Below are 26,267 nucleotides of genomic sequence, written 5' to 3'. Positions count from 1 at the left end.
CCCCGGCCTGAAGGCCGGAGATTCCTGCGGCGCTCAGGCGCGGCATCGAGCCGCCCCCGAGTCGCTTCGGTGGGTTCCTGCTGCTGGCGCCATGACCTCTGCGCTCACTTCACAGGCTAACCGGGCGTGTCCCGCCCTTAGTACATTGATCGCGCCAACCACATCGGCGTTGCCTTCGAAACCACATCCCAGACACCTGAACAGCGCTTGCGTCTGGCGGTTGGCCGCCGACACATGGCCGCAACACGGGCACGTGCGGCTGGTATTTTGCGGCGGCACGGCAATCAGCCAGCCGCCGCGCCGCGCCAGCTTGTAGTCCAGTTGGCGGCGGAACTCGAACCAGCCCTGATCGAGAATGGCCCTGTTCAGGCCAGATTTGGCCCGGACGTTTCTTCCCGGTGCCTCTGCCGTGCCTGCCGCCGACCTGGACATATTGCGTACCTGCAAGTCCTCGATACACACCATCGCGTGGTTTTGGCTGATCGTGGTGGAGCACTTGTGCAGGTAGTCGCGGCGGGCATTGCCGATTCGGGAGTGAATGCGCTGGACGCGGGCTTTCGCTTTCTTCCAGTTGCGGCTGAATCTGACCTTGCGGCTCATCGCCTGCTGCGCTTTGCACAGCGCGGTTTCATGGCGTTTGAAGCTGTTCAGGGGTGCGTAGAACGAACCATCCGAAAGCGTGGCGAAGCGGGCAATGCCCATGTCGATGCCGACTGCCGCCCCCTGTGCCGTGGGCTGCTCATCGACCTCGCGTTCGGTCTGGATGCTCACGAACCACTTGCCACACGACTGGCTCACAGTGATGTTCTTCACAGTACCCAGCGTCTCGCGGCTGTTGCGGTAGCGCAGCCAGCCCAGCTTTGGCAGAAACAGGCGGCTGTTGGTCTGGTCGAGCTTGATCTGTTTCGGGTCGGGATAGCGGAAACTGTCGTGCTGCCCCTTCTTCTTGAACCGGGGAAAGTCGGCTCGCTTGGCGAAGAAGTTGGTGTAGGCCCGTTCCAGATCCTTGAGGCTCTGTTGCAACGGGTGAACAGGCGCATCGGCCAGCCATGCGGTTTGCGGGCTATTGCGCCATTCGGTCAGCAACTTGCACAGGCCCGCATAGCCGAGCTTCTTCTCGCCTTGCTCGTGGCGCTCCTTCTGCAACGCCAGCGCCTTGTTGAAGACGAAGCGACAGGAGCCGGCAAAGCGGCGCATTTGCCGCTCCTGCCGGCCGTCTGGCATGAGTTCGTACTTGAAGGCTTGAAGTCGTTGCATGCTGCTCTTGAGCCATGAGCAATGAAGGCGACATTAGGCGCGGACGGCACGGTGTTTTCAAGGTGCATGCCCATGGGGTCTTTGTAACGAAATACCGCCGTAGAGGGGCATCTGTGTCGCCATGTTACTGCGCATCATCCTGCGGCGGTGCATCCATCGAACAGCAGCAGCCCCCCCACGGCAACCAGGGACGGCTACGCCGTCCGCGCTATCCTTCCCCGCCCTGAACGGCGGGGCTTGTCGCGCCTCGATGGTCAGTGGCCAAACACCTCCCGTCCTCGCACCACCATCTGCTGCGCCGGTACCCGGCCGTGCCACTTCACCACACCCCGCGCTTGCACCCGGTACTGGCTGCTGAACAACTGCCCGTCCAGACGGGTGTCGATTTGCAGCAGAAAATGATCACCATTGAGCAACAGCCCCTCAGTCAGCCGGGCAAAGGCATCGTCATCCATTGCGCCCATAACCTGACGCAGGTCGCTGGCGTCTTTATAGCCGCTGGCCGGGCGGCCGGTGATCAGGCGGGTCAGTTGGGCGCGGGACAAATCACCCTGGTACAACGCCTCCAGCAAGGGCAAGTGCGCAAGGTTCAGCGCATTGGCATTGAGCCGCCAGCCTTCGTGGTCCGGCAAGGCGCACAACGCACCCGCCGCGCCGGGCATGCGCAGCGCCAGCAGGTTCAGTTCACTGATGTCGGCCATCGGCTGGTTGGCCGCCAGCCGCGGTGGTGACTGGCGTGAGTATTCGTGGTTTTCCGCGCCATGCAGGCGTGGCTGATGATTGGCGTCCAGCCAGTCGATCAGGCTGTCGGCCAGCCGCTCGGCGGCCAGGTCATCGCCCAGCAGGTGCAACAACTGGCCGCGAGCGCGCTCTGCTTCCGGTCCGATCAGGCTGTTGACGTTGAAGCAGGTGTGCAGGTCGATAATGCGGATGCTGGAACTGCCACCCTTGAAGTCATAGCTCAGCGGCTGGCCGCGCAGCGCCTGCCAGAACATCGGGCTGGCACGCCACAGCGAGTCCTTGAGCGCCTGTTCGGCAAACGCCAGGGCGGCCTTCTCGATGGCGCGGGCCTGCACGCGCTGCTGAATCAGACGCACGCCGTCGACCTCCTGACGGCCCTGTTGCACCAGCCAGGTCAAGCCACCGGCGAGCATGGCCAAGACCACCAGCACCATCAGCAGCGCCGCGCCTTGTTGTCGATTCCGGTCCATCATCACACCTGTCTGCCGCGTTGGAACACCAGTCAACACAGGCAATGTTGCAACCTCATGTAAACCGCGCAAAAACGTCACGTGCCCGTCATACAGGCCCGGCAAGATGCGTGTTCATTTTGCAAATCAATTACCTGGAGCGTTGCGTAATGGGCGGTATCGGAATCTGGCAACTGTTGATCGTGCTGCTGTTGGTGGTCTTGCTGTTTGGCACCCGCCGCCTGAAAACCCTCGGTGCCGACCTTGGCGAGACGATCAAGGGCTTTCGCAACTCAGTGAGCGACGCCAAGGGCGACGACACCCTCGCGCATCACAACAGCCTGAACGACGCCAGCCGTGCAGCTGCGCAGCAAACCGAAAGCAAGCACTGAGGCCGGTCAGTCTGCGCTCTTGGCCAACTCGCCGATCTTCTCCAGCCGTGCGCGCACGATATTGCGGCTGATGCCCAGCAACCGGCCGGTCTGCAACTGGTTGCCATGACAGAAACGGTAGGCGGTGCGGAACAGGGTTTCCTCGATGTGTTCGTACAGGTCCGGGATGTTCTGTTCGAACAGCGCAATCAGGGCACTTTCCAGATTGGCCGGCGGTGCCAGCGGGCGCGGCGCCGCCGCAGCCTGCACCGCTTCTTCCTGGCGGATGCCGGATGAACGCATGTCCACCAGATGCAGGTCGGCAGGCTGCACCACTTCGTTGCGGCACACCAGCAAGGCGTGGTGAATGGCGTTTTCCAGCTCACGAATATTGCCCGGCCAGCTGTGCATCAGCAGCTTGCGCTCGCTCTCTTCACTCAGCGAGGCGCGGTTATAGCCCAACCGCTGGCAGTGTTCACCGATGAAGAAATCGGCCAGCGGCAGGATGTCGCCCGGCCGCTCGCGCAGCGGCGGCAGGCGAATGGTCGCGACGTGCAAGCGATAGAACAGGTCTTCCCGGAAGTGCCCGGCCACCACGGCGTCGGCCAGGTTGACGTTGGTCGCCGCCACCAACCGCACATTGATCGGAATCGGCGTGCGTGAGCCCAGCCGCACCACCTCGCGTTCTTGTAAAACGCGCAGCAGCTTGACCTGCATGTTCAGCGGCAGATCACCGATTTCATCGAGAAACAGCGTGCCGCCGTCAGCGGCCTCGAACCAGCCGGCCTTGCTGTTGGTGGCACCGGTAAAGGCGCCCTTTTCATGGCCGAACAGTTCGCTCTCCACCAGTGATTCTGCGAAAGCGCCGCAGTTGACCGCCACGAACGGCTCACGGCCTCGCCGGCTCAGATGGTGGATATGCCGCGCCACCAGCTCTTTGCCGGTGCCGGTCTCACCGATGATCAGGGTATTGGCTTCACTGGGCGCCAGGCGCTCGATGCGGCTGAGCAGCTCTTGCGAACGTGGATCCTTGAACACCAGCACGGTGGCCCGGACCGATTTGGTCAATTCACGGGCATGAGGATGAGTGAGCAGCGACATGTTGCGTACCTGGCAGTGAAAGCGCCCGGCCATCTTTGCACGAAAGTTCATAGCTCCTTTAATTATTAATTTTCATTTGTTTATTCCCAAAAGGGATATATCGAAAGCTGTCCCTCACCCTGCTGCTCCAGCAGCAATCGGTCAGCAGTGGTTGCCTTGCAGCGCGCATCGGGCTGCGTCCCAGGCAACACCCCGCATCCGCCCAATTTCTCGAAAAGCCACGCCAAACAAGGCCTGCAGGCGATTTTCCCGGGCATGGCATGCAACCTGCTCTGCTGCTGGCAAGCCGGTCACCGCCGGCATCCGCTCGCTACCTTTGCGTTTAAGGAACTGCCATGAAATTGATTCGCCCGTTCAAGCATTCGGTTGCCACGCTGGCCGTGCTGTGCTCGATCAACGTGCTGGCTGCCGGTGTGCACGCGCCCAAGCCCGACCCGCTGCAAGGCGATGGCCGGGTCTCGGCGTTCTACACCTGGGAGGACGTGATTCCTGACACCCCCGGCAAGTTGCTGCGCAGCGAACCGCTGGATGCCACCCTGAGCCTGCCCAGCGCCGCCTCGCAGCAACGCATCCTCTACTCCTCACTCAGTGGCATCGACGGCAGCACCCCGATCGCCGTCTCCGGCGCGCTGTTCATTCCCAAGGGCACCGCGCCTGAAGGCGGCTGGCCGGTGCTGAGCTGGGGTCATGGCACGGTCGGCGTCGCCGATATCTGTGCGCCATCCTGGGCCGGCCGCTCGTACCGTGACGTACAGTTTCTCGACCGCTGGCTGCGCGAGGGCTTCGCCATTGTCGCCACTGACTATCAGGGGCTTGGCGTACCTGGCGGCCACCCGTTGCTGAACAACCGCACCGCTGCCTACGGCATCCTCGATGCCGCCCGCGCCGTCGTGAAATCGGTGCCGGGGCTGGCCAACAAGGTGTTGATCGTCGGCCAGTCGCAAGGCGGCGCCGGCGCCTTTGCCGCAGGTGCCTATGCCGCCAGCTATGCACCGGACCTCGGCGTCAAGGGCAGCATCGGCACCGGGGTGATCTACACCGTGGGCGCCAAGAGCGTGGGCAATCAGGACAAGACCAAGGTCGATGCCGCGCTGACTTACGGCTTCTACACCCTGCTCGCAGCGCAGCAGTACGACCCGAGCATTGACCCGAAAGACCACTACACCGACAAGGCCCTGCCGCTGTTCGAGCAGGCACGCACCAGTTGCCTGGCCTCGCTGACCAGCGACGTGCTGGCGCTGGGCCTGACCCCAGCTCAGGCACGCAAGGACAACGACGGCGCCAAGCTCAAGCCGTGGTCTGCCCAAGTCAGCTACCCGACCCTCAAGCTGGCCCAGCCGATCTTCATCGGCACCGGCGCCGAAGACAAAACGCCTGCGGCCCAAACGCAACTGCAACTGATGAAGGACGCCTGCAAGGCCGGTTCGGTGGTCGAGGGTCATCTATACAAAGGGCTGGGCCATAGTGAAACGGTCAATGCCTCGCTGAAGGATTCGATCCCGTTCGCCAAGAAAGTCATCGCCGGCCAGACCATTACTCCGATCTGCGAACCCACCGCAGGCTGATTGAAAAAGGGCCTTGTGTGCACCCGCCGGGAAGCTGCCAAGGCAGTTTCCCGTTGGCCCTCCATTGATTGTCGAGACCACCCTCATGAGCATCGAATTCTTCAGCCGCCTGCCACTGCATGGCGAAACCCAATACCTGCCGGGCGACCCGCGCAACCGTGGCGACTGGGGGCCCAGTGACGGCACCGGCGCGGTGTCGGACTTCAAGGTCGGTGACCCGTTCACCTACATCGATTACCTGGGCCAGATCGCCCGCGCCAACGAGATCAACCGCTTTGGCGGGGTGCTGATGGTCAACGCGCCCAGCGGTGAAGAACCGTGGACAGTCTGCTCGTTGCTGGCCCGGGAAACCCGCACCCTGAAGTTCGTCACTGCCTTTCAGCCTTACCACTACACACCCTGGGTGGCCGTGCAGCAGGCGGCGACCTACCAGCGAGCGACAGGCAACCGCCTGGTGTGGAACATCATCAACGGCGGCTCTGACGCGATCCAGCGCCAGGTCGGTGACTTCAGCGACCACGATGAGCGCTATGAACGCGCCACGGAATTTCTCGATGTGGTCAAGGGCTTCTGGCACAACGAAAACTTCCACTATCAGGGCAAGTTCTATAGCGCCGAAGGCGGCGGCCTGCGGCATCCGCTGAACAAGGCCGAACTGCCGGTGATCTGCACCGCCGGTTCATCGATTGCCGCAAGGGAATTTGCCGCCAAGCATGCCGATTACTACCTGATGCGCGCCGAGCACCCCGAGCAGATCGCCGCGCTGATTGCCGATGTGCGTGAACGCGCCCTCAAGCATGGTCGCCAGGACATCCGCTTCGGCTTGTCGATTGATGTGATCACCCGCGAAACCGAGGAGGCAGCCCACGCCGAGGCCAAGCGCTTTTTCGACGACGGCATCGCCCGTGGCGCGGCCAAGGCCGTGGCGGCGCACTCGGGCCTGCGCACGGCGCGCAAGCTCAGCTACGAAGAACAGTTCGGCCAGCGCGAAGACGTCAAACAGTACGACGACTTCTTCATCTACCCCAACGTCTGGGCCGGCTTCGGCTATATCGGTGTACCACCGGGCTGCGCGCTGGTTGGCAGTTACGCAAACGTGGTGGCGCGCATTCGCGAGTACAACGCGCTGGGCCTGGAGCTGTTTTTCCTGGCCGGTTACCCGCACCTGGAAGAAGCCTATCGCCTGGGCCAGCACATCCTGCCGCACTTTCGCAGCGAACGTGGCGCACTGGTGAAAAGCTCGGCCAGCGTGGCGCCACTGGCGGCCGTCGCCAACGCCCACTGAAACCTGAACTCAAGGAGCGCCACGCATGATCAGCCGCAGGCATCTGCTCAACAACACCGCATTGCTGGGGGCCGGCCTGGTGCTGGGCGGCAGCGGCCTGCTCAGCGGCTGCGACGGCGCGGCCCCGACCAGCCAGGCCAGCGGCCACGGCACTGGCCAGCCGCAGTATGGCGGGCGGCTGCGGCTGGGCATCATCGATGGTAACCAGAGCGGCAACCTCGATGCCCACAAGCCGGTGGGCAGCGGCATCGTGCGCGGCTTTGCGCTGTACAGCAAACTCTGGGAGTGGGACGAAAACATGCAGCCACGTCTGGCCCTGGCCGAAGCAGCCGAGGTCAGCCCGGACGCGAAGACCTGGACTCTGCGCCTGCGCCAGGATCTGGAATTCCACCACGGCAAGACCATCGATGCCGATGACCTGATTTTCTCGATCCGCCGCCTCACCGACCCGCAACTGGCCTCGCCCTATGCGGCGCTGCTGCACTGGGTCGACCGGGATAATCTGGTCAAGCTCGACAAGCGCACCATCCGCCTGAGTTTCCGCGACGGGCGCAGTTACTTTCCGCTGGCAGAAACCTGGGTCAACTTCGGCGGCATCGTGCCGGTGGACTATCACCCGGTCACCAACCCGGTCGGCGCCGGCCCCTACAAACTCAAGAGTTTCACCCCCGGCCAGCGCTCGGTGTTCAGCCGCTTCGAGAACTACTTCAAGAACGGCAAACCCTACGCCGACGAGCTGGAAATCATCGATTTCAAAGACCAGATCTCACGCCTGGCCGCACTGCGCGCCGGGCAGATCGACATGGCCAACGGCATGCCCAGCGAGCAGCTCGATGTGCTGCGCCGCGACCCGCGCATCAAACTGGTCAGCTCCGTGACCGGTAACTGGCTGTCGTTTGACATGAACACCGCCAAGCCACCCTTCGATGACCCGCGCGTGCGTCAGGCGTTTCGTCTGCTGGCCAATCGCGAGGATCTGGTGCGCCGTGCGCTCAACGGTCAGGGCCGGGTGGCCAATGACCTGTACTCGCCCAGCGATCCGACCTTCGATCACAGCCTGCCGCCACGCCCCTACGATGTCGCGGCAGCGCGGCAACTGCTCAAAGATGCCGGCCAGGAAAACCTGCAACTGGAGCTGATCACCACGCCTGGCCCCGGTGCCTCGGCCGCTCTGGTGCTGGCCGAGCAGGCCCGCGCAGCGGGAGTCACGCTCAAAGTCAGGCAAGTCGACCTGCCGACCTTCCAGGGCCCGCAGAAAACCGAATGGCCACTGAGCACCGGCGGCAGCATCGGCGCGCCGTTTCTGGCCAGCGCGATTCATACCGACGCGCCCTTTGCGGTGGCCAACAAGACCAACTTCCAGGACCCGGAATTCACCCGCCTGTTTCACCAGGCCATGGCCCAACCGGACCTGGCCCAACGCACCGCGCTGGTTCATCAGTTGCAGCGCATTCAGTACGACCGCGGCGGCATGCTGATCTGGGGCTACACCGACCAGCTCGATGGCTTTGCCAGCCACATCGGCGGCGCCGGCCCGGAACGCACCCAGTTCAGCACCTGGCGCTTCGAGAACCTGTGGCTGACGGGCAAAGCCTGATGCCAAACCGCTTGCTGTGCGGCTGAAGCCGCGCGCACACCGGCCGACTTTCCGAGCGAACGCACAGGCAGGAAAGCACACCTCTTTAGCAATCAGCACGCTGGCTGACAGGCCACCGTGCAGGGAGACGCTCATGCCTGTAATCGCTACATCCCCGGCCCGTGCCGGTTTTCAACCCACGCTGCTGTCGGTGGCACTGCTTGCGCTGTTGCCCTCGTCGGTGTGGGCACAAGACGCCCAGGACCCGACCCTGGGCGTAGTGACTGTGGAAGCTGAAAAGACAGCCGACCCTGACACCGCCATCGTCCCGACCCGGCCACCGACGTCGGTGTATGGCGGGCTGCAGGCCAGCGTGCTCGACACCCCGCGTTCGGTCACTCAGGTCAACGCCGAGCAACTGGCCCGCGACCCGATCCGCAGCAGTGACGACCTGGTCAAATACGCACCGGGCATCACCCGTGGCGGCGGTCAGAACGCCGGCCTGGCGCCGCAGTTTCGTGGCCAGGGTTCGGAAGTGTTCCATGACGGCCAGCGCGGCTACGCGGTGCGTCACCCGGCCAACTTCAATGGCATCGAAGGCGCCGACATTGTCGCCGGGCCTTCGTCAGTGACCTACGGCTCGGTGTCGGGCAGCGGTGGCTACGTCAACTACCTGAGCAAGAAGCCTGACTTCGACGAACAACGCACCCGAATCAGCGCCGAACTCGGCGGCTGGAACCCCGGTGCCACCTCGCGTGGCTCGGGCAAATACACGGTCGATACCACCGGCCCCCTGACCGACAGCCTGGCCTATCGCTTCAGCGTCACCCAGCAGCGCAACCAGGATTACTACGATAACGTCGACAACAACTTCAACGCCTTCTACGGCGCCTTCGCCTGGCGCGGTGATGGCGTGCGGGTCAACTGGAACGCCAGTTACGACAACTACTACGACTACAACATCACCCACGGCTGGAACCGCGCCACCCAGGAGCTGGTGGACCATGGCAAGTACTACGCCGGGCGTGCCACGCCGATCATCCAGAACGGCAACAGCCTGTGGTCGCCGGTGCTGCAATCGGGCGCGGCCAACGCCCCGGTGACCGGCTGGGTCCAGCGCCAGCGCAATGCCCAAGGCCAGTACACAGTGGTCAATAACAGCTTTCAGACGGCCTCGCCCAACACCCAGGCCAGTCCCGGTACGGTACGCGGCTGGGTCTATGACCCGAATCTGGCCGGTAACGGTCTGACTTCGCTGTCGTCGCAAACCAGCCAGCGCGCCGAGGATCAAAGCAGCTCACGACGCTTCATTACCCAGTTGCGCGCCGAGTGGGATCTGAGCCCGGACATCACCCTGGCCAACAGCACGTTCTACGAGCGCTCCAACGACATCACCGATGCCGTGGGCTCGTTCAACGTGCAATCGAAAGACAACCTCTTCGATAACCGCTTCGAGCTGCGCTGGCGCAACGAGGGTGAGCTGTTCGGCATCAAGGTGGTCGACGACAGCAACAGCGGGCTGATCTACCGCCGCGAGTTCAACCAGTCGATTGCCGCCAACAACAGCTTTGGCGGCAATATCTACGCCTACGACCTGACCCAGGACCCGGCAGGCAAAAACCCCGGCGACCTGCTGGGCCTGACCGGCAGCAACCCGGCCGGTGGCGAGGGCGCATGGATCGGCCAACCGGGCGTGGCGCAGTTCTCCAACTATTACGGCTACCTCAACCTGCCGGCCATGTACCCGGCCGGCCATGGTTTATATGCCGAGTCGGTGGCGCCCTACACCGCCGAAAGCGTCTGGACCACCAAGACCCTGTTCAGCCAGCACAACCTGAGTTTCAACCAGCGCGTCGGCCTGAACATCGGCGCCAGCCGCAGCTGGATCGATGCGCGCATCGAGAACCCGTTCGCCCTGCCCGGCGCCAGCCAGCGCAAGGACAGCGACAGCTACAGGCTGTTCTCGGTGCAGGTCAGCCCCTACATTAAACCCACCGATAACAGCACCCTGTACTACACCTTCGACCGTTCGCTGGCGGTCAATACCGGGTTCTTCTCCAACGGTATCGGCTGGGGCAGCGGCGCGGCAGCCAACCTGCTCAACCCGCTGCAGTTCCAGAGCCTGTCGGTGCTGCATGAAGTCGGCCTGAAGGTCGATGCGATCCCCAACACCCTGTTCTTCTCCGTGGCCGGCTTCAAGCAGGCCCGCGACCAGGCGCCGGACAGCAATAACAACATTGCCCGGCTGATCATCAAGGGCGTGGAGTCCACGGTGCGTTATCAGCCCAACGACAACCTGCGCAGCGGCGTGAACCTGAGCAAGCTCAAGGCCTATAACGAGTTCACCTCCCAGGCCGGTTTTGCCTCGGCGGGTTTCGTGCCTGACAACGGCACGGTGTTCGGTGACAACAACAGCCTCAACCAGCGCCCGTCGGGCAAATACGACGCCGTGCAGATTCCCGAGTACACCGCCAGCGGCTTTGTCGATTACCGCTTCGACAACGGCTTCGGTGCCGAGCTGTCCGGCTGGTGGACCAGCAAGTGGTACCTGAACCTGAGCAAGACCGTACAGATCCCCAATGAGTACAACCTGGACCTGGCCCTGTACTACCGCCAGCCGACCTGGAGCACCACGCTGCGGGTGCTCAACCTCACTGATGAGCTGAACTTCGTCAGCGGCCTGGCCGGTTCCACCAACACCTTCCTGCAACCGATGCAGGGCCGCACCGTGCTGGCCCAGGTCGATTATCAGTTCTAAGAGGAACAGCGTATGTCCATCGAATTTGTCGGCATGATCTTTCCCCGCCAATGGTCCGAAACCCACGGCCAGCGCAGCGCGGATTTCGACTTGCCGTTTATCAGCCATCATGCCCGTGCCCACGAGCAGGCCGGCTTCGACCGGGTGCTGATCGCCAGCGGCCCCGGCAGCGCCGACAGCCTGCAGATCGCTGCCTACGCGGCTTCGCAGACCGAGCGGCTGGGCTTCATGATCGCCCACCGGCCGGGGCTGACCGCTCCCACCGTCGCCGCGCGGGCCTTTGCCACCCTGGACCACACCACCGGCGGCGGACGTTTGCGCATGCACGCAATCACCGGCATCACCGCCGAGCCGCAGGAAGGTGACTTTCTGCTCGACAAGACCGAGCGCTACAAGCGCGCCGGCGAATACCTGGATATCGTGCGGCGCACCTGGACCAGCGAAGAGCCGTTTGACTATGACGGCCAGTATTTCCAGATCAAGGGCGGGTTCTCACCGGTCAAACCGGTCCAAAAGCCGCACATTCCGATTTCCTTTGGCGGCTCGTCAGACATCGCCTATCAGATCGCCGTACAGCATGCCGACCTCTATGCACTATGGGGCGAGCCACTGAACGGCGTGGCCGAACAGATCGGCAAACTGCGCGCCGCCGCCAGCGCTGCCGGCAAGCCCGCGCCACGGGTCAGTCTTTCGGTGCGGCTGATTCTCGGCGCGACCGAGGAACTGGCCTGGCAGCGCGCCGAACAGATCCTGGCGCAGATCAAGGCCAACCCGCAGTTCGCCGAAGGCAGCCCGTGGCGCAAACGCATCAAGGGCACCGGCACCGAACGCCTGTTAGCTGCCGCCGCCGCCAGCGACCGCCACGACCGCGCCCTGTGGATGCCCACCGCCAGCGCGGTCGGCGCCTACGGCGACACCACAGCACTGGTCGGCACCCCGGAAACCGTAGCCGAGGCACTGCTCGATTACGTGGATCTGGGGGTGACCACCTTCCTCAATCGCGGCTATGACCCGCTGTATGACACGGTGGACTATGGTCGCTGGATCATTCCGGCGGTGCGCGAAGAGGCGCGGCGGCGAGCGTTGCTGCGGGCTTAGTGAACCTTGAGGCACCTGGCAGCGCTGCGCACTGCATTCGCCAGCAGAGCTGCCTCCCACAAGTGATACACCGCTCATGGGTTGTATGGACGACACAAGCAAGCTGACTTACCCAGGCGATGTGTCGAGCATGGATTTCATGTACGGCACCAGACTGTGGGAGGCTGCTCTGCAGGCGATAGCAGCACAAAGGTCCCTGGCAGTGCTATGCACTGCCAGCTTCAAACCAACGTCGGCGAATTACTCACCAAGGTACGGGTGTACTCGCTCTCTGGCCGGTCCAGTACCTGTTCGACGCTGCCCTGCTCCAGAATCCGTCCGGACTTGAGCACCACCACCCGGTCGGCGATGGCGCGGACCACGCCCAGGTCATGGGTGACGAACAGCAGGGTCAGGCCTTCGCTTTGCAGTTCGCGCAGCAGGGCGAGGATCGAGGCTTGTACCGAAACGTCCAGCGCCGAGGTCACTTCGTCGCAGATCAGCAGTTGCGGTTCGCAGATCAGCGCGCGGGCAATTGCCACGCGCTGGCGTTCGCCGCCTGACAGGCTGTGCGGATACGCCTCGGCGGTGCTGGCCGGCAGCGATACGCGCTTGAGTACCGCCGCCACGCGTTCGCGGGCGGCCGCGCCGTTGATACCGAAGAAGTGCTGCAACGGCGCGCCCAGGCACTCGCCCACGGTCTGGCGCGGATTCAGGGCGCGGTATGGGTTCTGGAAGATGTACTGGATGCGGTGGCGCAGCTCCGGGCTGCGTTGGCGGGCTTGCAGGCTCAGCGCCTGGCCGGCGTAGTGCAGCGTGCCAGCGGCGTTCTCGCCCAGACCGGCCAGGGTGCGGGCCAGGCTGGTTTTGCCGGAACCGGACTCACCGACCAGTGCCAAGCATTCACCGGCGCGCACCTGCAGCGAGATATCGAACAGCACCTGGCGGTCGTAAGCCACGTCGAGGCTGGCCACCTCCAGCAGCGGCCGGGCCTCGTGCTGCAAGACGGCAGCAGCCGGTGGCGTCTGGGTCACCAGGGCCAACGCTTCAAGATGCGGGTGCAGGCAGGCGACCTGCTGCTGGCCGCTGAGCGCCTGCAGTGTCGGTTGTTGCTGGCAGGCGGCCGTGCTGCGCGGGCAGCGCGGGGCAAACGAGCATCCGGCCGGGCGCTGCGCCGGGGCCGGCGCATGGCCGGCAATCGCGTTGATCTCGCGGCGTTCGGCCACATCCGGAATCGCCGCCAGCAGGCCACGGGTGTAGGGATGCGCCGGGCGGCTGAACAGCTCTTCGCGGCTGGCGGTTTCAACCAGCCGGCCGGCATACATGACCATCACCCGGTCGACCAGGTCCTTGATCACCGCCAGGTCGTGGGACACATACACCGCCGCCACGCCCTGGCTTTTGCACAGCCGGCGCAGGGTGTCGAGGATATGCGCCTGGGTGGTGACGTCCAGCGCGGTGGTCGGCTCGTCCAGAACGATCAGGCGTGGTCGCAGCACAAAGGCCAGGGCCAGCAACACCCGTTGCTGCTGACCACCCGACAACTGGTGAGCGAAGCGCTTGAGAAACAGCTCATCGTCCGGCAAACCGACATCGCGCAGGGTTTCCTGCAAACGCAGGCGCTGCTGCTCACGGCTCAGGTCTGGGTCGTGGGCCGCCAGGGTTTCGCGCAGCAGGCTGCCGATGCGCAGCGCCGGGTTCAGCGCGGTGGCCGGGTCCTGGGGGACGTAGCCGATCAGGCTGCCACGGGCCTGACGCAACGCTTCGCCGTGCAGGCTTAGCAATGACTGGCCGGCAATCTCCACCCGCCCGGCGGTAATCCGTGCGCCGCGTCGGGCGTGGGCCAGCAGCGCTGTGGCCAAGGTGGTCTTGCCGGAACCGGACTCGCCGACCAGACCGACGATTTCCCCGGCCCGCAAGCTGAACGACACCTTGTCGAGCACATCGACATCGGCGCTCAGCTCGACCCGCAAGCCGGCAACCGACAACACTGGCGGCTCGCTGAGCTGCGGTTCAAGGGCGCTGGCCACGTGGGCGCGTTGTTCAAGGCTCATTTCTGCGATCACACTCATGCTTGCTTGTCCCCGATCCGCGCCGCGCTGCGGCCAATGCCTTCAGCGAGGATGTTGGTGCCATAGGCAAAGATGCCGATCATCAGCGCCGGGGCCAGCACCGGCCACGGCTGGACCAGCAGGCCGGCCTGGTTCTCGTTGATCATCAACCCCCAGTCGGCCGCCGGCGGCGCCACGCCGTAACCGAGAAAACTCAGGCCCGAGAGGATCCCCACGCCCCAGGTCAGCATGTTGCCGAAATGCACCAGCAGTGGCGTCAGGATGTTGGGCAGGATTTCCTTGAACAGGATCCGCCGCCGGGAGTACCCCATCATCTGCGCCACCTCGACGAACTCCTGGCTGGCCACCGCCACGGTGCTGCCACGCGCCAGGCGGATCACACCAGGGATAAAGGCAATCGACACGGTGAGGACGATCAGCCAAGGCTGGCGCCCGAGCATCGAGACAATCAGCAGCACCAGGATCAGGTCGGGAAAAGCCAGCGAGATGTCCGCGCCCCACATGATGGTCTGGTCCAGCCGACGCCGGGAAAAACCGGCCGCCAGGCCCAGACTGACGCCTACCAGCAGGGCAATCAGCGCCGCCGCCAGCGACATCCACAGCACCGACAGGCCACCGGCGAGCAGGCGCGACAGCACATCATGGCCAAGAAAGTCATGGCCCAGCCAGGCTTCACTACTCGGTGCGCCGTACACCGGCCCGACCATGTCGGTCGGTGCATGGGGTGCCAGCAGCGGCCCGAACACCGCCACCACGACCATCAACAGGGTAATGATCAGGCCACGACGCACCTGGGGTTCGCGCCATAACAGGCGCCAGCGGGCAGCAGCGGATGCAGTGCTCATAACGGTTTCCTCAACCGGCCTGGCGGGCCGGGGTGCGACGCCACCAGGGGCGGATGCCCCGGCGGTTACGGTTGATCATGTGCACCTTGCGGGCAGTGCGCAGTTTCGGGGTCAGCAAGACGGTGAGCAGGTCGGCCAGCAGGTTGACCAGCACCACGCCCAGGGTGGTGACCAGCACCGCTGCCTGAATCAACGGCAGGTCGCGCATCTGGATCGCCGAATTCAGAGTGGTGCCAATGCCGGGATAGCTGAAAATCACTTCAGCCAGCAGCGCGCCGCCGATCAGCGTGCGCAGGGTCAGCGCCACGCCCTGGATGGCCGGGATCAGCGCATTGGGCAATGTGTGCAGCCAGACGATACGGCGCTCCGGCACCCCGCGCAGGCGGGCAGCGATCACGTAGTCGGACTCCAGCGCCTCAATCATCGAAGCACGTACCATGCGGGTCAGATACGGCAGCGCCGACAGCGACAGGGCAAAAATCGGCAGCACCAGAAAGTGCAGTTGCGCAAGCAGGCCTTGGTCCGGGTCGAGCAGCGATACCGCCGGCAGCCAGTCGAAGTGCGGCATCGAAAACAGCAGCACCAGGGCGATGGCCAGCAGAAAGCCCGGCGTGGCCTTGAGGTAGATCAGCAGCGACAGCGCCCAGCGGTCCAGACGGCTGTCGCGGCGCAACGCCAGGGTCACGCCAAGGGCCAGGGCCAGCGGTACGGCGGTCAGCAAGACCCCAAGCAACAGCGCCAGGGTGTTGCCGAAACGGCTGAACAGGATGGTGCTGACCTGCGCCTGGGAGTCCAGCGAGGTGCCCAGATCAGCGCTCAGGGTGCGCAGCAACCAGTGCCAGTACTGCAGCAGAATCGGCTGGTCCAGGCCCAGTTGCTGGCGCAGGGTCAGCACGCTTTCCAGCGGCGCATCAGGGCCGAGAATCACCCGTGCCGGGTCAGACGGCAGCGCCTGGGTGGCGATGAACACCACCAGGCTGATGACCCAGGCGGTCAGCAGGCCATAGCCCAGCCGGCCGACAAACCATGACAGCCAGGCCGGCGCCTGAAAACGCCGCTGTGCTGGCGTTGAATAACCCGGTACAGAAGAAGAGTCAGGCATGGTTCAACCACAGGCTGTCAAAGCGCCAGGAGGCGAAGGTGGTCTGTTCCGGCGTCAGGCCGCCAACCCTGGCCGACGCCGCATCGAGGATATCGGCAAAGCCCCAGATCAGCAGCGAGCCGCGCTCGTGCTGGATACGCTGAGCCTCATGGACCAGCACCTTGCGTTTCTCCAGGTCAGGCTGGGCCAGGGCCTGGAGGAACAGTTCGTCGAAACGCGGATCGTGGAAGTTGCTGCGGTTGTAGATCGCGGTCGGCGCCTCGTTGTGCAGCGCGGTGGCCAGAAAGCCACGCGCCGGGGTCGAGGCCGGCGACATCACCCAGTTGTCGCGTTGCGGGCCGTTGAATACCGAGTTGTCGACCTGGGTGACCTTGATCTCGACGCCGGCCTTCTTGGCCTGCTGGGCGAACACCAGCGCTGCGTTGGCGGTGCCGCCTGGCGGGGTGGTGAATTCGACACGCAGGTTCTCCTGGCCGGCTTCGCGCAACAGTGCCTTGGCCCGCTCCAGATCGTATTTACGCTGGGCGATGGCATGGTTGAAGGTCGGGTCGTGCGGCGAATACAGGTCGTTACCGACCCGGCCAAAACCGTTCAGGGCGCGAGCCACCAACTCTTCACGGTCGGCCAGCAGGCGGAAGGCCTCACGCACCCGCGGGTCGTCGAAGGGCGCCTTGGCCACGTTGAGGTTGAAGCCACTGAACGAGGTGGTCGGCGAGGCGTACAGGCGCAGCCGTGAGTCAGCCTTGATGGTTGCCGTGTGCTCGGCGGTCACGCCGCTGGCGACGTCGATCTGCCCGGCCCGCAATGCGGCCAGGCGCGAGACCTGGTCTTTGAACTCGATGATTTCCAGCTCGTCGGCGTACGGCTGGTTGGGTTTGTAGTAGTTCTCGAAACGGGTGTACAGCGAACGCTGGCCGGGGATGAAGCTCTTGAGCTTGTAGGGGCCGCTACCCACCGGGTTGGTCACCGGGTCGTAATCGGTGGGCACGATGCCGCCGAAGCTGATCAGGGTTTCGTCCAGCGGGAAAAAGCTCTGGCCCTGCTTGAAGCGGATCTCGATGGTGCGCTCATCGAGTTTGCGCAACGCGTTGCGGTCGATGCTGCCCACCAGCCCGGCAAACGGTGAGGCCAGTTTTGGATCGGTCAGGCGCAGGATCGAAAACAGCGCATCGTCAGCCGTGATGGTCTTGCCGTGGTGGAACTCCAGGCCTTGCTTGAGGCGGATGGTCCAGGCACTGGCGTCGGCATTCGGTTCGGCGAATTCGGCCAGGGCCAGGCGGGTGCTGACATCCGGGTTCCACTCCCAGAACTTGCTGTACAGCGCCCAGCCACGAATGATCCCGCCGCCCAGCGGCTTGTGAGCGTCGAGGTTGCCGGCCTGGTCGCCATCAATGATGCCGACCCGCAGCCGACCGCCCCGCACCGGAGTCAGCGCAGCGGCGGCACCGGCCTGGGCAGACGCTGCCGCGCCGGCCTTGCTGCCGTTGTCGCAACCGCCCAGCAGGCCACCGAGCAGCAGGCCGCCACCGGCCATCAGGCTGTTGCCGAGAAAGATACGGCGGGAAAATTCGTGACTCATGCTGACTCCATCTGCAAACGGTGAAACTTCAATAAGGAACCTTGGCCCGGCCATTCGCGGCTAAAGCCGCTCCTACGTGGTTATTACGCGGGTTCAGTGGTGCGTCGGGCGACGCCCAGCGACGGCACCTCGAAGCCGTGATCCAGCTCCAGCAACGGCAACAGCAGGTCGGCGACCCGATGGGCTTCGTCGATCAGCGGGAAGCCCGAGAGGATGAACGCCGAGGTGCCCTGGCTTTCGTATTCGCGGATGCGCTCGGCCACCTGCTCGGCGCTGCCGACCAGATAAGTGCCGGCCGCAGGGCCAAGAATGTTGAAACCGAACAGGCTCGGGCCGACCCAGACGTTGGGGTAGATTTCCAGATCACGGGCCTTGGGCAGTTTGCCGCTGCGCAGGGTCTCGATATTGCGCTGGATCTGCGGGTCTTCACTGTGGAAGGTCTGCAGGGTTTCACCCGGCGGCAACTGGCGCTGCACAGCGTTGAGCGCAGTCTGCAGCGAGGTGCGTTGCAGCAGCTTCTCGGCATGCGCCCAGGCTTCTTCTTCGGTCTCGCGGACGATGATCTGCAGGCGCGTACCAAAGGTCAGTTCGCGGCCGATCTTCGCCGCCTCGGCGGCTACCCGGCGGAATTTCTCGCCGAGTTTCGGTGGGGTGTTGGCAAAGCTCAGGTACACATCGAGCAGCTGCACCGAATGCGCCACGCCAGGGCCGGAAGTGCCGGCGCCCCACAGTGGGATGCCCGGTTTTTGCAGCGGTGCATGCCAGCCGCCCAACGGGTGCCCGGCAGCGCCTGCCGGGCGCGGCGCCAGCTTGACGTAGTTGCCGTCAAAGCCGTCGGTTTCGCCGGCATAAATACTCTTGAAGGCCTTCCAGTATTCGAGGCTGAAGTCATAGCGCTCATCGTGCGGGTAATGCACGCCCAGGGTTGCCAGGCCAGCATCATTGCCATTGACCACGTTGAACAGCAGGCGGCCATTGGAGAACTGATCGAAGGTCAGCGCCCACTTGGCCAGCACCGCAGGCGACAGCTCGCCCGGATGCTGGGCCACCAGAAAGCGCAGGCGTTTGGTGGCGTCAATCAACGAAGCAGCGACGGCCAGGCTTTCGTTGGGGCTCGAACCGAGCAAGGAGCCGTAGTAGCCCAGCCGGTCACTGGCCACGGCCAGTTGCTTGAGGTGCTCGAAGTCGGTGTTCCAGCGGCCCTCGGGCTCCCATGGGTAAGGCCCGTCAGGTGTGGTGAGGTACCAGAGAATTTTCACGGCCATGCTGTTTGATCCTTATTGCTGTTCAGGGCGGCGGTCGATGGCAGGCACCAGGCCCAGACCCTGCGCCTGCTCGTACAGGCCGCTCATTTTCCATTGCTGGGTCAGAACTCCGGGGCCGAAGGCGCGGGAGCCGCCGATGGATTCAGCGAGCAACTGAATCTGTGCGCCTTCCTCCAGCAGCACGATGAATTCGGCCAGATCGCGCAGGCCCTTCTTGCCCCACACCGTGGCGCCGCCGTTGGCTTCGAGAATCGCCGGGGTGAAAGGGTTGGCCTTGATGCTGTCGAGAATGAAGTCGACTTCCTGCTGGCGGCGGTCGACGTACACCGGCAGTTCACGGGCCAGCTGGAAGCGCTGCACCGGCACGTAGTTGAACGGCAAGCTGCGCTGGGTCTGCGCCCAGGCGCCGAGGTACGGCGAATGCACGTGGGAGATGGTGGTGACCTCAGCGTGCTGCTGAAACAGCTTGGTGTAGCGCCCGGCGCCACCACGGCCCTTGCCCGACCAGACATTGCCGTCGAAGTCAGTGACCGTGGCAGTCAGCGGTTTGCGGTAGTTCCACGGGCCTGGGTAGTTGACCGACACCAGCAGCTCGGTGCCGGGAATACGCTCGACAAAACCGACCGTGCCGTTGGCGGTGATGGTGTTGGTTTCACGGAACACGGTGAAGGCCTGGTCGGCCTCGACCAGCAGGTTGTCGACAAAAGCCTGTTGTTCGGTGCTCAGGCTGCGTTCAGCAATGGTAGCGGTCATGTTGAAATTCCTGTTCAGGCGCGGCGCTTGGCCAGCAGTTCATGGGCGGCTTGCAGAGGGGCGTGATCGACCCAGGCGGCGATATCGAAGTCGCGTTCGAGAAAGCCGTGCAGGTGCAGAAACTTTTTCTGGGTATCGAGAAATTCCAGACGCTGGGCGGACAGGTCCGGGGCCAGGGTGGTATGGAAGTCGCCGCGATAGGCAGCGGCCACACCGGCGCTGCCGGCCCTGGTTTCTTCTTCAAGAATGCGGTTCAGCGCTTGGCGGTTACCGGCGGCCCATTCGGCGGCGCGCAGGGTCTGGGCCAGAAACCGCACCACCACGTCAAAGTGATCGTCGAGCAGGCTCTGGTGCACGGTGATCGGCCGTGGCGTGCCGTTGTTGATGCGGTGGCGCGGGTCAGCCAGCAGGTCCAGGTCGATGCCCACCACCAGGCCCAGACGCTGCGCGGCATCGGCCGCCGAAGCGCCTTTGACGTACACCGCATCGACCTCACCGCGCACCAGGTAATCCAGGCCCGACCACAGGCGTTGCAGGCCCAGTTGCGGATTCGGTGCATCCTGCTGCGATTGCAGCGCGACCTCGACCAGCTCGACATCGTCGAAGCCCAGCCCGGCCACCGCCAATGCGCCTTTGTAGCCGTGCAGGCTCATGGCCCGGGCAATACTGCCCGGGCGGCTGTCGCCCCAGGCCGGCAGGGCCAGGCGTTTGCCTTTGAGATCCTGCGGGCTGCGGATGCCGGAGTCGGGACGCACCAGGATGGTCTGCCACTCCTCGATCCAGGTCAGGCCGATCAAGCGGCTCGGCGCACCGGCAGCCCGCGCCGCCAGCGCCGGGACGTTGCCGCCCTCGCGAAACAGCCCGGGCAGTTCATGATCGTAGTGGTGACGGCCCAGCTGACGGGCCTCCTGCAAGGTCGAAACCGGCAGGCCATCGGCGGCGAATTCTTCGCTCAGCCAGCCCAGTTGAAACGCCAGGCCCGAGGCGGTCGGCACCGGGCAGCGGGTAAACCAGATTTGCTCCAGGGCAGCAGGTGCCAGGGGTGAAGCCGTTGCAGCTTGACTCATGAGTCGCTCCAGACAGTCGGTCAGGGCCAGGAGGGCCGGCCTATGACTGTGCTAACGCAACGCTCATGCCAAATATTCAACCTATTGATTTATATAGATAAAAATTGAAAACCAGCGACTGGCAAGGGTTTTCTTGCTGATCTTCCAGCAGCACTGCGCAGCGACTGCTGGCCCAGCAGCAATCCACTGCAGACAGTTGCTGATTCAGCAACACCCCTGCCTGAAGCTCACCGCCTGCCGGCCTGAAAGCCGCGAAATACAAGGCCTTGAGAATCTTGCCGGACACTGGCGCAGAACTTGCTCAAGCCCTGAAAAGGCCCTGTGCATGCAGGGACACCCAGGTATCAGCAATCAAGGTGAAGCCATGAGTACGCCGCACAACACCCAGCCAACCGAAGCGCCCGCCCAGCGCCTGCACAGTGAAGAACAGGCCATCGCCACCGCCCGTGAAGTGGCGGTGGAAATTGCCCGGCTGGCTGCCGACCCGGCCAATAACAACAGCCTGCCCTGGCGCCAGGCCGAGTTGCTCTCGCAAAGCGGCCTGACCGCGATTGGGGTACCCAAGGAATTCGGTGGCCTGGGCGCCTCGGTGCAGACCATTGTCGAGACCGTGCGGCTGATTTCAGTGGCCGACGGCGGCGTTGGTCAGTTGCTGCAGATTCATAACGTGATGCTGCGCGGCATCTTCACCGGCTACAGCCCGGCGGTGCGCGACCGGCTGATCGCCGACGTGCTGGCCGGCAAGCGCTTTGGCAATGCCCTGGCTGAAGTGGGTGGCAAGAACAAGTTCGCCCTCAAGACCCGGGTCGAACGCCGCGAAGACGGCAAGCTGGTGCTCAATGGCAGCAAGTTCTACTCCACCGGCTCCTACCTGGCCGAGTGGATCTCGCTGACCGCCGCCTCAGACACCGGCGGCGCCGGGGTGCTGCTCAATCGCAACACCCCCGGCCTGACCCTGGTCGATGACTGGGAAGCGTTCGGCCAGAACAACTCGGTCAGCGGCACGGTGATCTTCGACAATATCGTGCTCGACGAAGACTTCATTGCCCGTCGCGAAGGGCCGATGAAACGCACCGGCCTGACCTTCCCGCAAATTCTTCACGCCGCCATCGACACCGGTATTGCCTCCGGCGCCCTCAACGCCGCCGTGGATTACCTGAAAAACCACGCCCGGCCCTGGGTGGAAAGCAATGTCGAGCGCGCCAATGAAGAGCCGCACATCATCAAGCAGATCGGTGAGTACGCCGTGGCGCTGCGCGCCGCCGAATCGCTGCTGCGTGAAGCGGCGCAGGTGTTCGACCGCCACAACCTGGACCCGGACAACAAAGAGCTGCAAGACGAGCTGATTCTTTCGGTGGCCACCGCCCGCGCCCATTCCGACGGTGCTTCGCTAAAGATCTCCAGCGACATCTTCTCGCTGCTCGGCGCAAGCTCCACCCTGAGCAAATGGAACCTCGACCGCTTCTGGCGCAACGCCCGGGTGCACACCACCCACGACCCGATCCGCTGGCGCCTGCACCACGTAGGCAACTACTACCTCAACGGCATCGACCCCGGCGAATACACCGCGATCCTCAACGCCAAACAGGCCGAAGGTGCCAGCCGCAAGGCGTGATCCACAGCCCGGCGCATAACCCGTAGGAGCGGCTTAAGCCGCGAACCAGCCACCGCCATTGGCGGCTCAAGCCGCTCCTACCGCCCATGAATACCTTGAGTTCCGCATGTGATAAACAAACACCCTCTGCTGCGCAGCCTGGCCATCTACCGCGAGATGCCGTGGCGCTTCAGTCTTACCGCGGCGCTGTTCGTCGCCGTTAACCTGGGCCTGATCTGGCAGCAATGGCTGATCGGTCATGCGCTCAATGACGTCAATGCCGGGCGCGCCGTGGTGCGCCTGGATGACGGTGGTTTCGACGCCAGCCTGGCCTGGCACTGGCTGTGGCTGATTGTCGGCGTGGCTCTGGCCCGCGGCGTGGTGCAATACGCCGCCGGGGTGCTGGCGCTGGTGCTCAGCCAGGAACTGCTGACCCGTCTGCGCGAACGCATCCTGGCCCAGGTTCAAGGCCTGCACCTGGGCTATCACTGGCAGCACGGCATGGGTGAGATGATCACCCGGACCACCCGCGATGCCGACAAGGTCCGCGATGCGCTGATCAACTTCTGGCGGCAGGTGCTCGACACCCCGTTGGTGGTGCTGGCGGCCGTCGGGCTGCTGAGCTGGTATCACCCGCTGCTCGGCTTGGTGCCGCTGCTGCTGACCTTGGTCGGGCTGAGCATTTTCGTGTTGCAGACCGAGCATCTGGTGACCCTCGACCGGGCGGTCGGAGCGGCCTATGACCGGGTCAATCAGGACCTGTCCGAAGGCATCAGCGGGGTGCGGGTGATCAAGTCATTCGCGCTGGAGCAACGCCGCATCGACAGCTTTGCCAGCCAGGTCACGCTGTTCACCGGCCATGCCCGCCAGGCGTTGGCCTACGCCAGTTCGCGGATCCCGTTGCCGCAGGTGGTGGTGGCGCTCAGTCATGTCTGGATTCTGGTGTTCGGTGCCCATCTGGTCAGCCAGGGCCAGCTCAATATCGGTGAGCTGGTGGCGTCACTGTTGATCGTCACCACCCTGGTGTTTCGTATCGAGGGCATCGGCCGGGTCATGCAGACCTTTGCCGATGCGCGCTCATCGGCCGAGCGGATCTGGCAACTGCTCGATGAACAACCGGCGATCCGCAGCGCCACCGCCAGCCTGCCGGCCACCCCGCTGGGCCTGCGCCTGGAGCAGGTCACAGTCAAGGCAGCGGGCGCTGGCCGGGCGATCCTGCAAGGCTGCGACCTGACCTTGCAACCCGGCGAAATCGTCGCGCTGGTCGGCGCCACCGGCACCGGCAAAAGCCTGTTGGCCAGCCTGCTGCCGCGCCTGGTGGATGTCAGCGACGGCCGGGTGCTGCTCGGCAGCCATGCCAGTGGCTGGCAGGATGTGCGCGACCTGCAACTCGACCCGCTACGCCAACGGGTGCATGTGGTGCCGCAAGAAAGCTTTCTGTTCTCCGACACCCTGGCGGCCAACCTGCGCCTCGGCGCGCCGCAGGCCAGTGACGCGCAACTGCTCGAAGCGCTGCGGATGGCCGCCGCCAGCGATGTGCTGGAACGCCTGCCACAAGGGCTGGACACGCCGCTGGGGGACAAGGGCGTAACCCTCTCCGGCGGTCAGCGCCAACGCCTGAACCTGGCCCGCGCGCTGCTCGCCGGCCCGGACATTCTGTGCCTGGACGACGCCACCAGCGCGCTGGATGCGATCAGCGAACGCCAGGTGCTGGACAACATCCGTGATTTGCCACACAGCCACGGCCGGGTCACCACGCTGCTGGTGATCTCCAGCAAGCTGTCGACCATTTTGCTCGCCGACCGGGTGCTGGTACTCGACGGCGGGCAAATCGCTGACAGCGGCAGCCATGACGAGCTGCTGCAGCGCAACCCGCACTACCGCGACCTGCTGGGGATCGAACATGGCTAAGCCGTTGAAGGGCCAGTCAGCCCTGAGCGACATCGAAATCGAAGAGCTGCTGGCGAAAAAGGCACTGGACCGCAGCATGTTCAGCCGCCTGTTACCGTTGCTGCGGCCGATCAAAACCTCGATCCTGCTGGTCATTGGCCTGGAGCTGGCACTGGTGTTCACCGTGTTCCTGCGCCCCTGGTTTGTCCGTGAACTGCTCGACCGTGGCCTGATCCGGCAGGACGGCCAGTGGATCGCCGATATGCTCCTGATCGGCTGGCTCGGCGCCGGGCTGGCCGCCAGTTGGCTGGCGCGCTTCGCGCTGGCCGGGGTCTCGCAATACATCGCCGGCAGTGCCGCGATCCGCGTGCTCAATGAGCTGCGGGTGCGGGTGTTTGCCCATGTGCAGGCGCTGAGTGTCGGTTACTTTGACCGGACCAAGGCCGGGCGCATCATCTCGCGGGTAGACCGTGATGTGGACAGCCTGGAACCGCTGGTGATCCAGGGCCCGCCGGAGCTGCTCGGCGCCGTGTTGCGCTGCAGCGTGGCGGCCGTGATGCTGTGGCTGATCTCGCCGCTGTTTTTGCTCAGCCTGGCCGGTGCGGTGCCGCTGCTGTTTCTCGCTACCTGGGCGTTCAAGCGTATCTCGCAGCGCAACTGGGCCAAGGTGGCCGAAAACCGCAGCCGCTTCACTGCGCACCTGGTCGAAAGCGTCGGCGGTGCACGCATGCTGCAACAATGCGTGCGCCAGCAACCCAACCTGCGCCGCTATCGGCAGTTGCTCGACGAATTCAACTGGTCACTGATCCATGGCAGCTTGCGCTCGGGCTGGTTCGCGCCGTTCACCGCGCTGCTGGCAGCGGTGGCCATGGCCGTGCTGTTGCTGGTCGGCGCCCAGGGGCTGGCGCAAGGCACTGTGACCGTGGGTCAGGTGGCCGAGAGTCTGTTCTACGTGATGCTGTTTCTCGGCCCGTTGCAGGAGCTGTCTGACCTGTTCGAACGCTACGCCACCGGCTCCGCCTCTGCGCAGCGGATCTTCCTGCTGCTCGACACCGAACCGCAGGTCACCGACCCGCAGCAACCACGGCGGCTGGGCAAGGCCCGTGGCCAGGTGTCGTTCGAGAACGTGCGCTTTGCCTATAACCCCAACGCTGCAAAACCGGTGATCGACCAGTTGAACCTGGTGATCGAGGCCGGCGAGGTGCTGGCCATCGTCGGCCCGTCCGGGCATGGCAAAAGTACCCTGGTGCAGTTGCTGACCCGTTTCTACGACGTGCAGGACGGCGCAGTGCGCCTGGACGGCACGGATGTGCGCGAGCTGGCCCAGCATGAACTGCGCCGCAACGTCGGCGTGGTGCTGCAGGACAACGTGCTGTTCAGCGGCAGCATCCTCGACAACCTGCGCATGGCCGCACCGCAGGCCGACGATGCCGCGTTGATCGGCGCGGCCCGCGAACTGGGCGCCGACGAGGTGCTGGAGCGCCTGCCACATCAGTACGACACGCAGGTCGGGCCGCTGGGCTCCTACCTCAGCCACGGTCAGCGGCAACTGGTGTGCCTGGTGCGTGCTTATCTGGCCGACCCGGTGGTGCTGGTCCTCGACGAGGCAACCTCGGCCGTCGATGTGCACACCGAGCGGCGCATCCAGCAAGCGCTGCGGCGACTGTGCCTGGGCCGAACGGCGATCATCATCGCCCACCGCCTGGCGACCATTCGTGATGCCGACCGCATTGCGGTGATCCGCGAAGGCCAGTTGGTCGAACTCGGCCCGCACCGCCAACTGATCGAACAGGACGGCCCCTACGCGATGCTGTATCGCACCTGGCAACGCAGCTCGGCGAACGGTTCGGCGATTGACGAAATCAGCGCCGCACCCAAAGAGCTGGCGCCGGGTTGAAACCACAAAACCCCACCCCGCAC

The 26,267-nt window shown here is 64.3% G+C and carries 19 protein-coding genes; 9 read left to right on the top strand and 10 right to left on the bottom strand.

The genetic code is table 11. From position 1 onward, the window contains the following. Window positions 1–33 precede the first annotated feature (33 nt). Together PSCI_RS12530 and gspK are read right to left on the bottom strand one after the other, a co-directional pair. A complete protein-coding gene (locus PSCI_RS12530) occupies window positions 34–1,257 on the bottom strand; it encodes an RNA-guided endonuclease InsQ/TnpB family protein (RefSeq protein ID WP_045487120.1) in 1,224 nt (407 codons plus the stop codon). 254 nt (window positions 1,258–1,511) lie between these two features. Next, window positions 1,512–2,468 carry a type II secretion system minor pseudopilin GspK gene (gene gspK / locus PSCI_RS12525; RefSeq protein WP_045487119.1) on the bottom strand — a complete coding sequence of 319 codons (957 nt, stop codon included), beginning with the start codon at window positions 2,466–2,468 and terminating at the stop codon, window positions 1,512–1,514. A 149-nt stretch (window positions 2,469–2,617) separates the two neighbouring features. Between gspK and tatA the strand changes: the two genes are divergently transcribed. Then, window positions 2,618–2,839, top strand: coding sequence for a twin-arginine translocase TatA/TatE family subunit (tatA, locus tag PSCI_RS12520; protein WP_045487118.1), 222 nt, complete (start codon window positions 2,618–2,620; stop codon window positions 2,837–2,839). Window positions 2,840–2,845: 6 nt separating this feature from the next. Here tatA and PSCI_RS12515 read toward each other — a convergent pair whose 3' ends face one another. Beyond that, complete coding sequence (locus PSCI_RS12515) at window positions 2,846–3,919, bottom strand: sigma-54 interaction domain-containing protein (RefSeq protein WP_045494198.1); 1,074 nt, start codon at window positions 3,917–3,919, stop codon at window positions 2,846–2,848. A 335-nt stretch (window positions 3,920–4,254) separates the two neighbouring features. Here PSCI_RS12515 and PSCI_RS12505 point away from each other — a divergent pair, with 335 nt between their 5' ends. The 5 genes from PSCI_RS12505 (at window position 4,255) to PSCI_RS12485 (ending at window position 12,201) form a co-directional block, all read left to right on the top strand. Further along, complete coding sequence (locus PSCI_RS12505) at window positions 4,255–5,484, top strand: lipase family protein (RefSeq protein WP_045487110.1); 1,230 nt, start codon at window positions 4,255–4,257, stop codon at window positions 5,482–5,484. Between the two features lie 85 nt (window positions 5,485–5,569). Further along, window positions 5,570–6,769, top strand: coding sequence for an LLM class flavin-dependent oxidoreductase (locus PSCI_RS12500; RefSeq protein WP_045494195.1), 1,200 nt, complete (start codon window positions 5,570–5,572; stop codon window positions 6,767–6,769). 25 nt (window positions 6,770–6,794) lie between these two features. Further along, window positions 6,795–8,366: an ABC transporter substrate-binding protein gene (locus tag PSCI_RS12495; protein ID WP_045487107.1), complete on the top strand. Its 1,572-nt coding sequence runs from the start codon at window positions 6,795–6,797 to the stop codon at window positions 8,364–8,366. Between the two features lie 133 nt (window positions 8,367–8,499). Next, window positions 8,500–11,103 carry a TonB-dependent receptor gene (locus PSCI_RS12490; RefSeq protein WP_045487104.1) on the top strand — a complete coding sequence of 868 codons (2,604 nt, stop codon included), beginning with the start codon at window positions 8,500–8,502 and terminating at the stop codon, window positions 11,101–11,103. A 12-nt stretch (window positions 11,104–11,115) separates the two neighbouring features. Then, a complete protein-coding gene (locus PSCI_RS12485) occupies window positions 11,116–12,201 on the top strand; it encodes an LLM class flavin-dependent oxidoreductase (RefSeq protein WP_045487101.1) in 1,086 nt (361 codons plus the stop codon). 221 nt (window positions 12,202–12,422) lie between these two features. Here PSCI_RS12485 and PSCI_RS12480 read toward each other — a convergent pair whose 3' ends face one another. From PSCI_RS12480 to PSCI_RS12450, 7 genes are all read right to left on the bottom strand, one after another. Next, window positions 12,423–14,234 (bottom strand): ABC transporter ATP-binding protein, encoded by a 1,812-nt coding sequence (locus PSCI_RS12480; RefSeq protein WP_084709950.1) that lies wholly within the window; start codon window positions 14,232–14,234, stop codon window positions 12,423–12,425. Between the two features lie 14 nt (window positions 14,235–14,248). Then, complete coding sequence (locus PSCI_RS12475) at window positions 14,249–15,097, bottom strand: ABC transporter permease (RefSeq protein ID WP_045487098.1); 849 nt, start codon at window positions 15,095–15,097, stop codon at window positions 14,249–14,251. Window positions 15,098–15,107: 10 nt separating this feature from the next. Further along, window positions 15,108–16,199 (bottom strand): ABC transporter permease, encoded by a 1,092-nt coding sequence (locus tag PSCI_RS12470; protein ID WP_045487095.1) that lies wholly within the window; start codon window positions 16,197–16,199, stop codon window positions 15,108–15,110. Continuing rightward, on the bottom strand, window positions 16,192–17,778 hold the full coding sequence (locus PSCI_RS12465) for an ABC transporter substrate-binding protein (RefSeq protein ID WP_045487092.1): 1,587 nt from the start codon (window positions 17,776–17,778) through the stop codon (window positions 16,192–16,194). Before PSCI_RS12465 ends, PSCI_RS12470 begins: the two co-directional genes overlap by 8 nt. 83 nt (window positions 17,779–17,861) lie before the next feature. Next, window positions 17,862–19,043 carry an LLM class flavin-dependent oxidoreductase gene (locus tag PSCI_RS12460; protein ID WP_045487089.1) on the bottom strand — a complete coding sequence of 394 codons (1,182 nt, stop codon included), beginning with the start codon at window positions 19,041–19,043 and terminating at the stop codon, window positions 17,862–17,864. Between the two features lie 12 nt (window positions 19,044–19,055). Further along, the gene (locus tag PSCI_RS12455; protein ID WP_045487085.1) at window positions 19,056–19,796 is read right to left on the bottom strand and encodes a class II aldolase/adducin family protein; all 741 of its coding nucleotides are present in this window, start codon (window positions 19,794–19,796) and stop codon (window positions 19,056–19,058) included. Between the two features lie 14 nt (window positions 19,797–19,810). Beyond that, window positions 19,811–20,863 (bottom strand): ABC transporter substrate-binding protein, encoded by a 1,053-nt coding sequence (locus tag PSCI_RS12450; protein WP_045487084.1) that lies wholly within the window; start codon window positions 20,861–20,863, stop codon window positions 19,811–19,813. A 364-nt stretch (window positions 20,864–21,227) separates the two neighbouring features. On the opposite strand from PSCI_RS12450, the gene PSCI_RS12440 reads away from it, so the two are divergent. The 3 genes from PSCI_RS12440 (at window position 21,228) to PSCI_RS12430 (ending at window position 26,244) form a co-directional block, all read left to right on the top strand. Further along, window positions 21,228–22,478: an acyl-CoA dehydrogenase family protein gene (locus PSCI_RS12440; RefSeq protein ID WP_045494189.1), complete on the top strand. Its 1,251-nt coding sequence runs from the start codon at window positions 21,228–21,230 to the stop codon at window positions 22,476–22,478. Between the two features lie 108 nt (window positions 22,479–22,586). Further along, entirely contained in the window at window positions 22,587–24,368 is a 1,782-nt protein-coding gene (locus tag PSCI_RS12435; protein WP_045487080.1) for an ABC transporter ATP-binding protein, read from the top strand. Next, window positions 24,361–26,244 carry an ABC transporter ATP-binding protein gene (locus tag PSCI_RS12430; RefSeq protein WP_045487077.1) on the top strand — a complete coding sequence of 628 codons (1,884 nt, stop codon included), beginning with the start codon at window positions 24,361–24,363 and terminating at the stop codon, window positions 26,242–26,244. The genes PSCI_RS12435 and PSCI_RS12430 overlap by 8 nt, the downstream gene beginning before the upstream one ends. Window positions 26,245–26,267 lie beyond the last annotated feature (23 nt).

The sequence above is a fragment of the Pseudomonas sp. StFLB209 genome (assembly GCF_000829415.1).
GTDB lineage: Bacteria > Pseudomonadota > Gammaproteobacteria > Pseudomonadales > Pseudomonadaceae > Aquipseudomonas.
The sequence above is the reverse complement of the archived record's forward strand: the minus strand, read 5'-3'. Positions and strand labels throughout refer to the sequence as shown.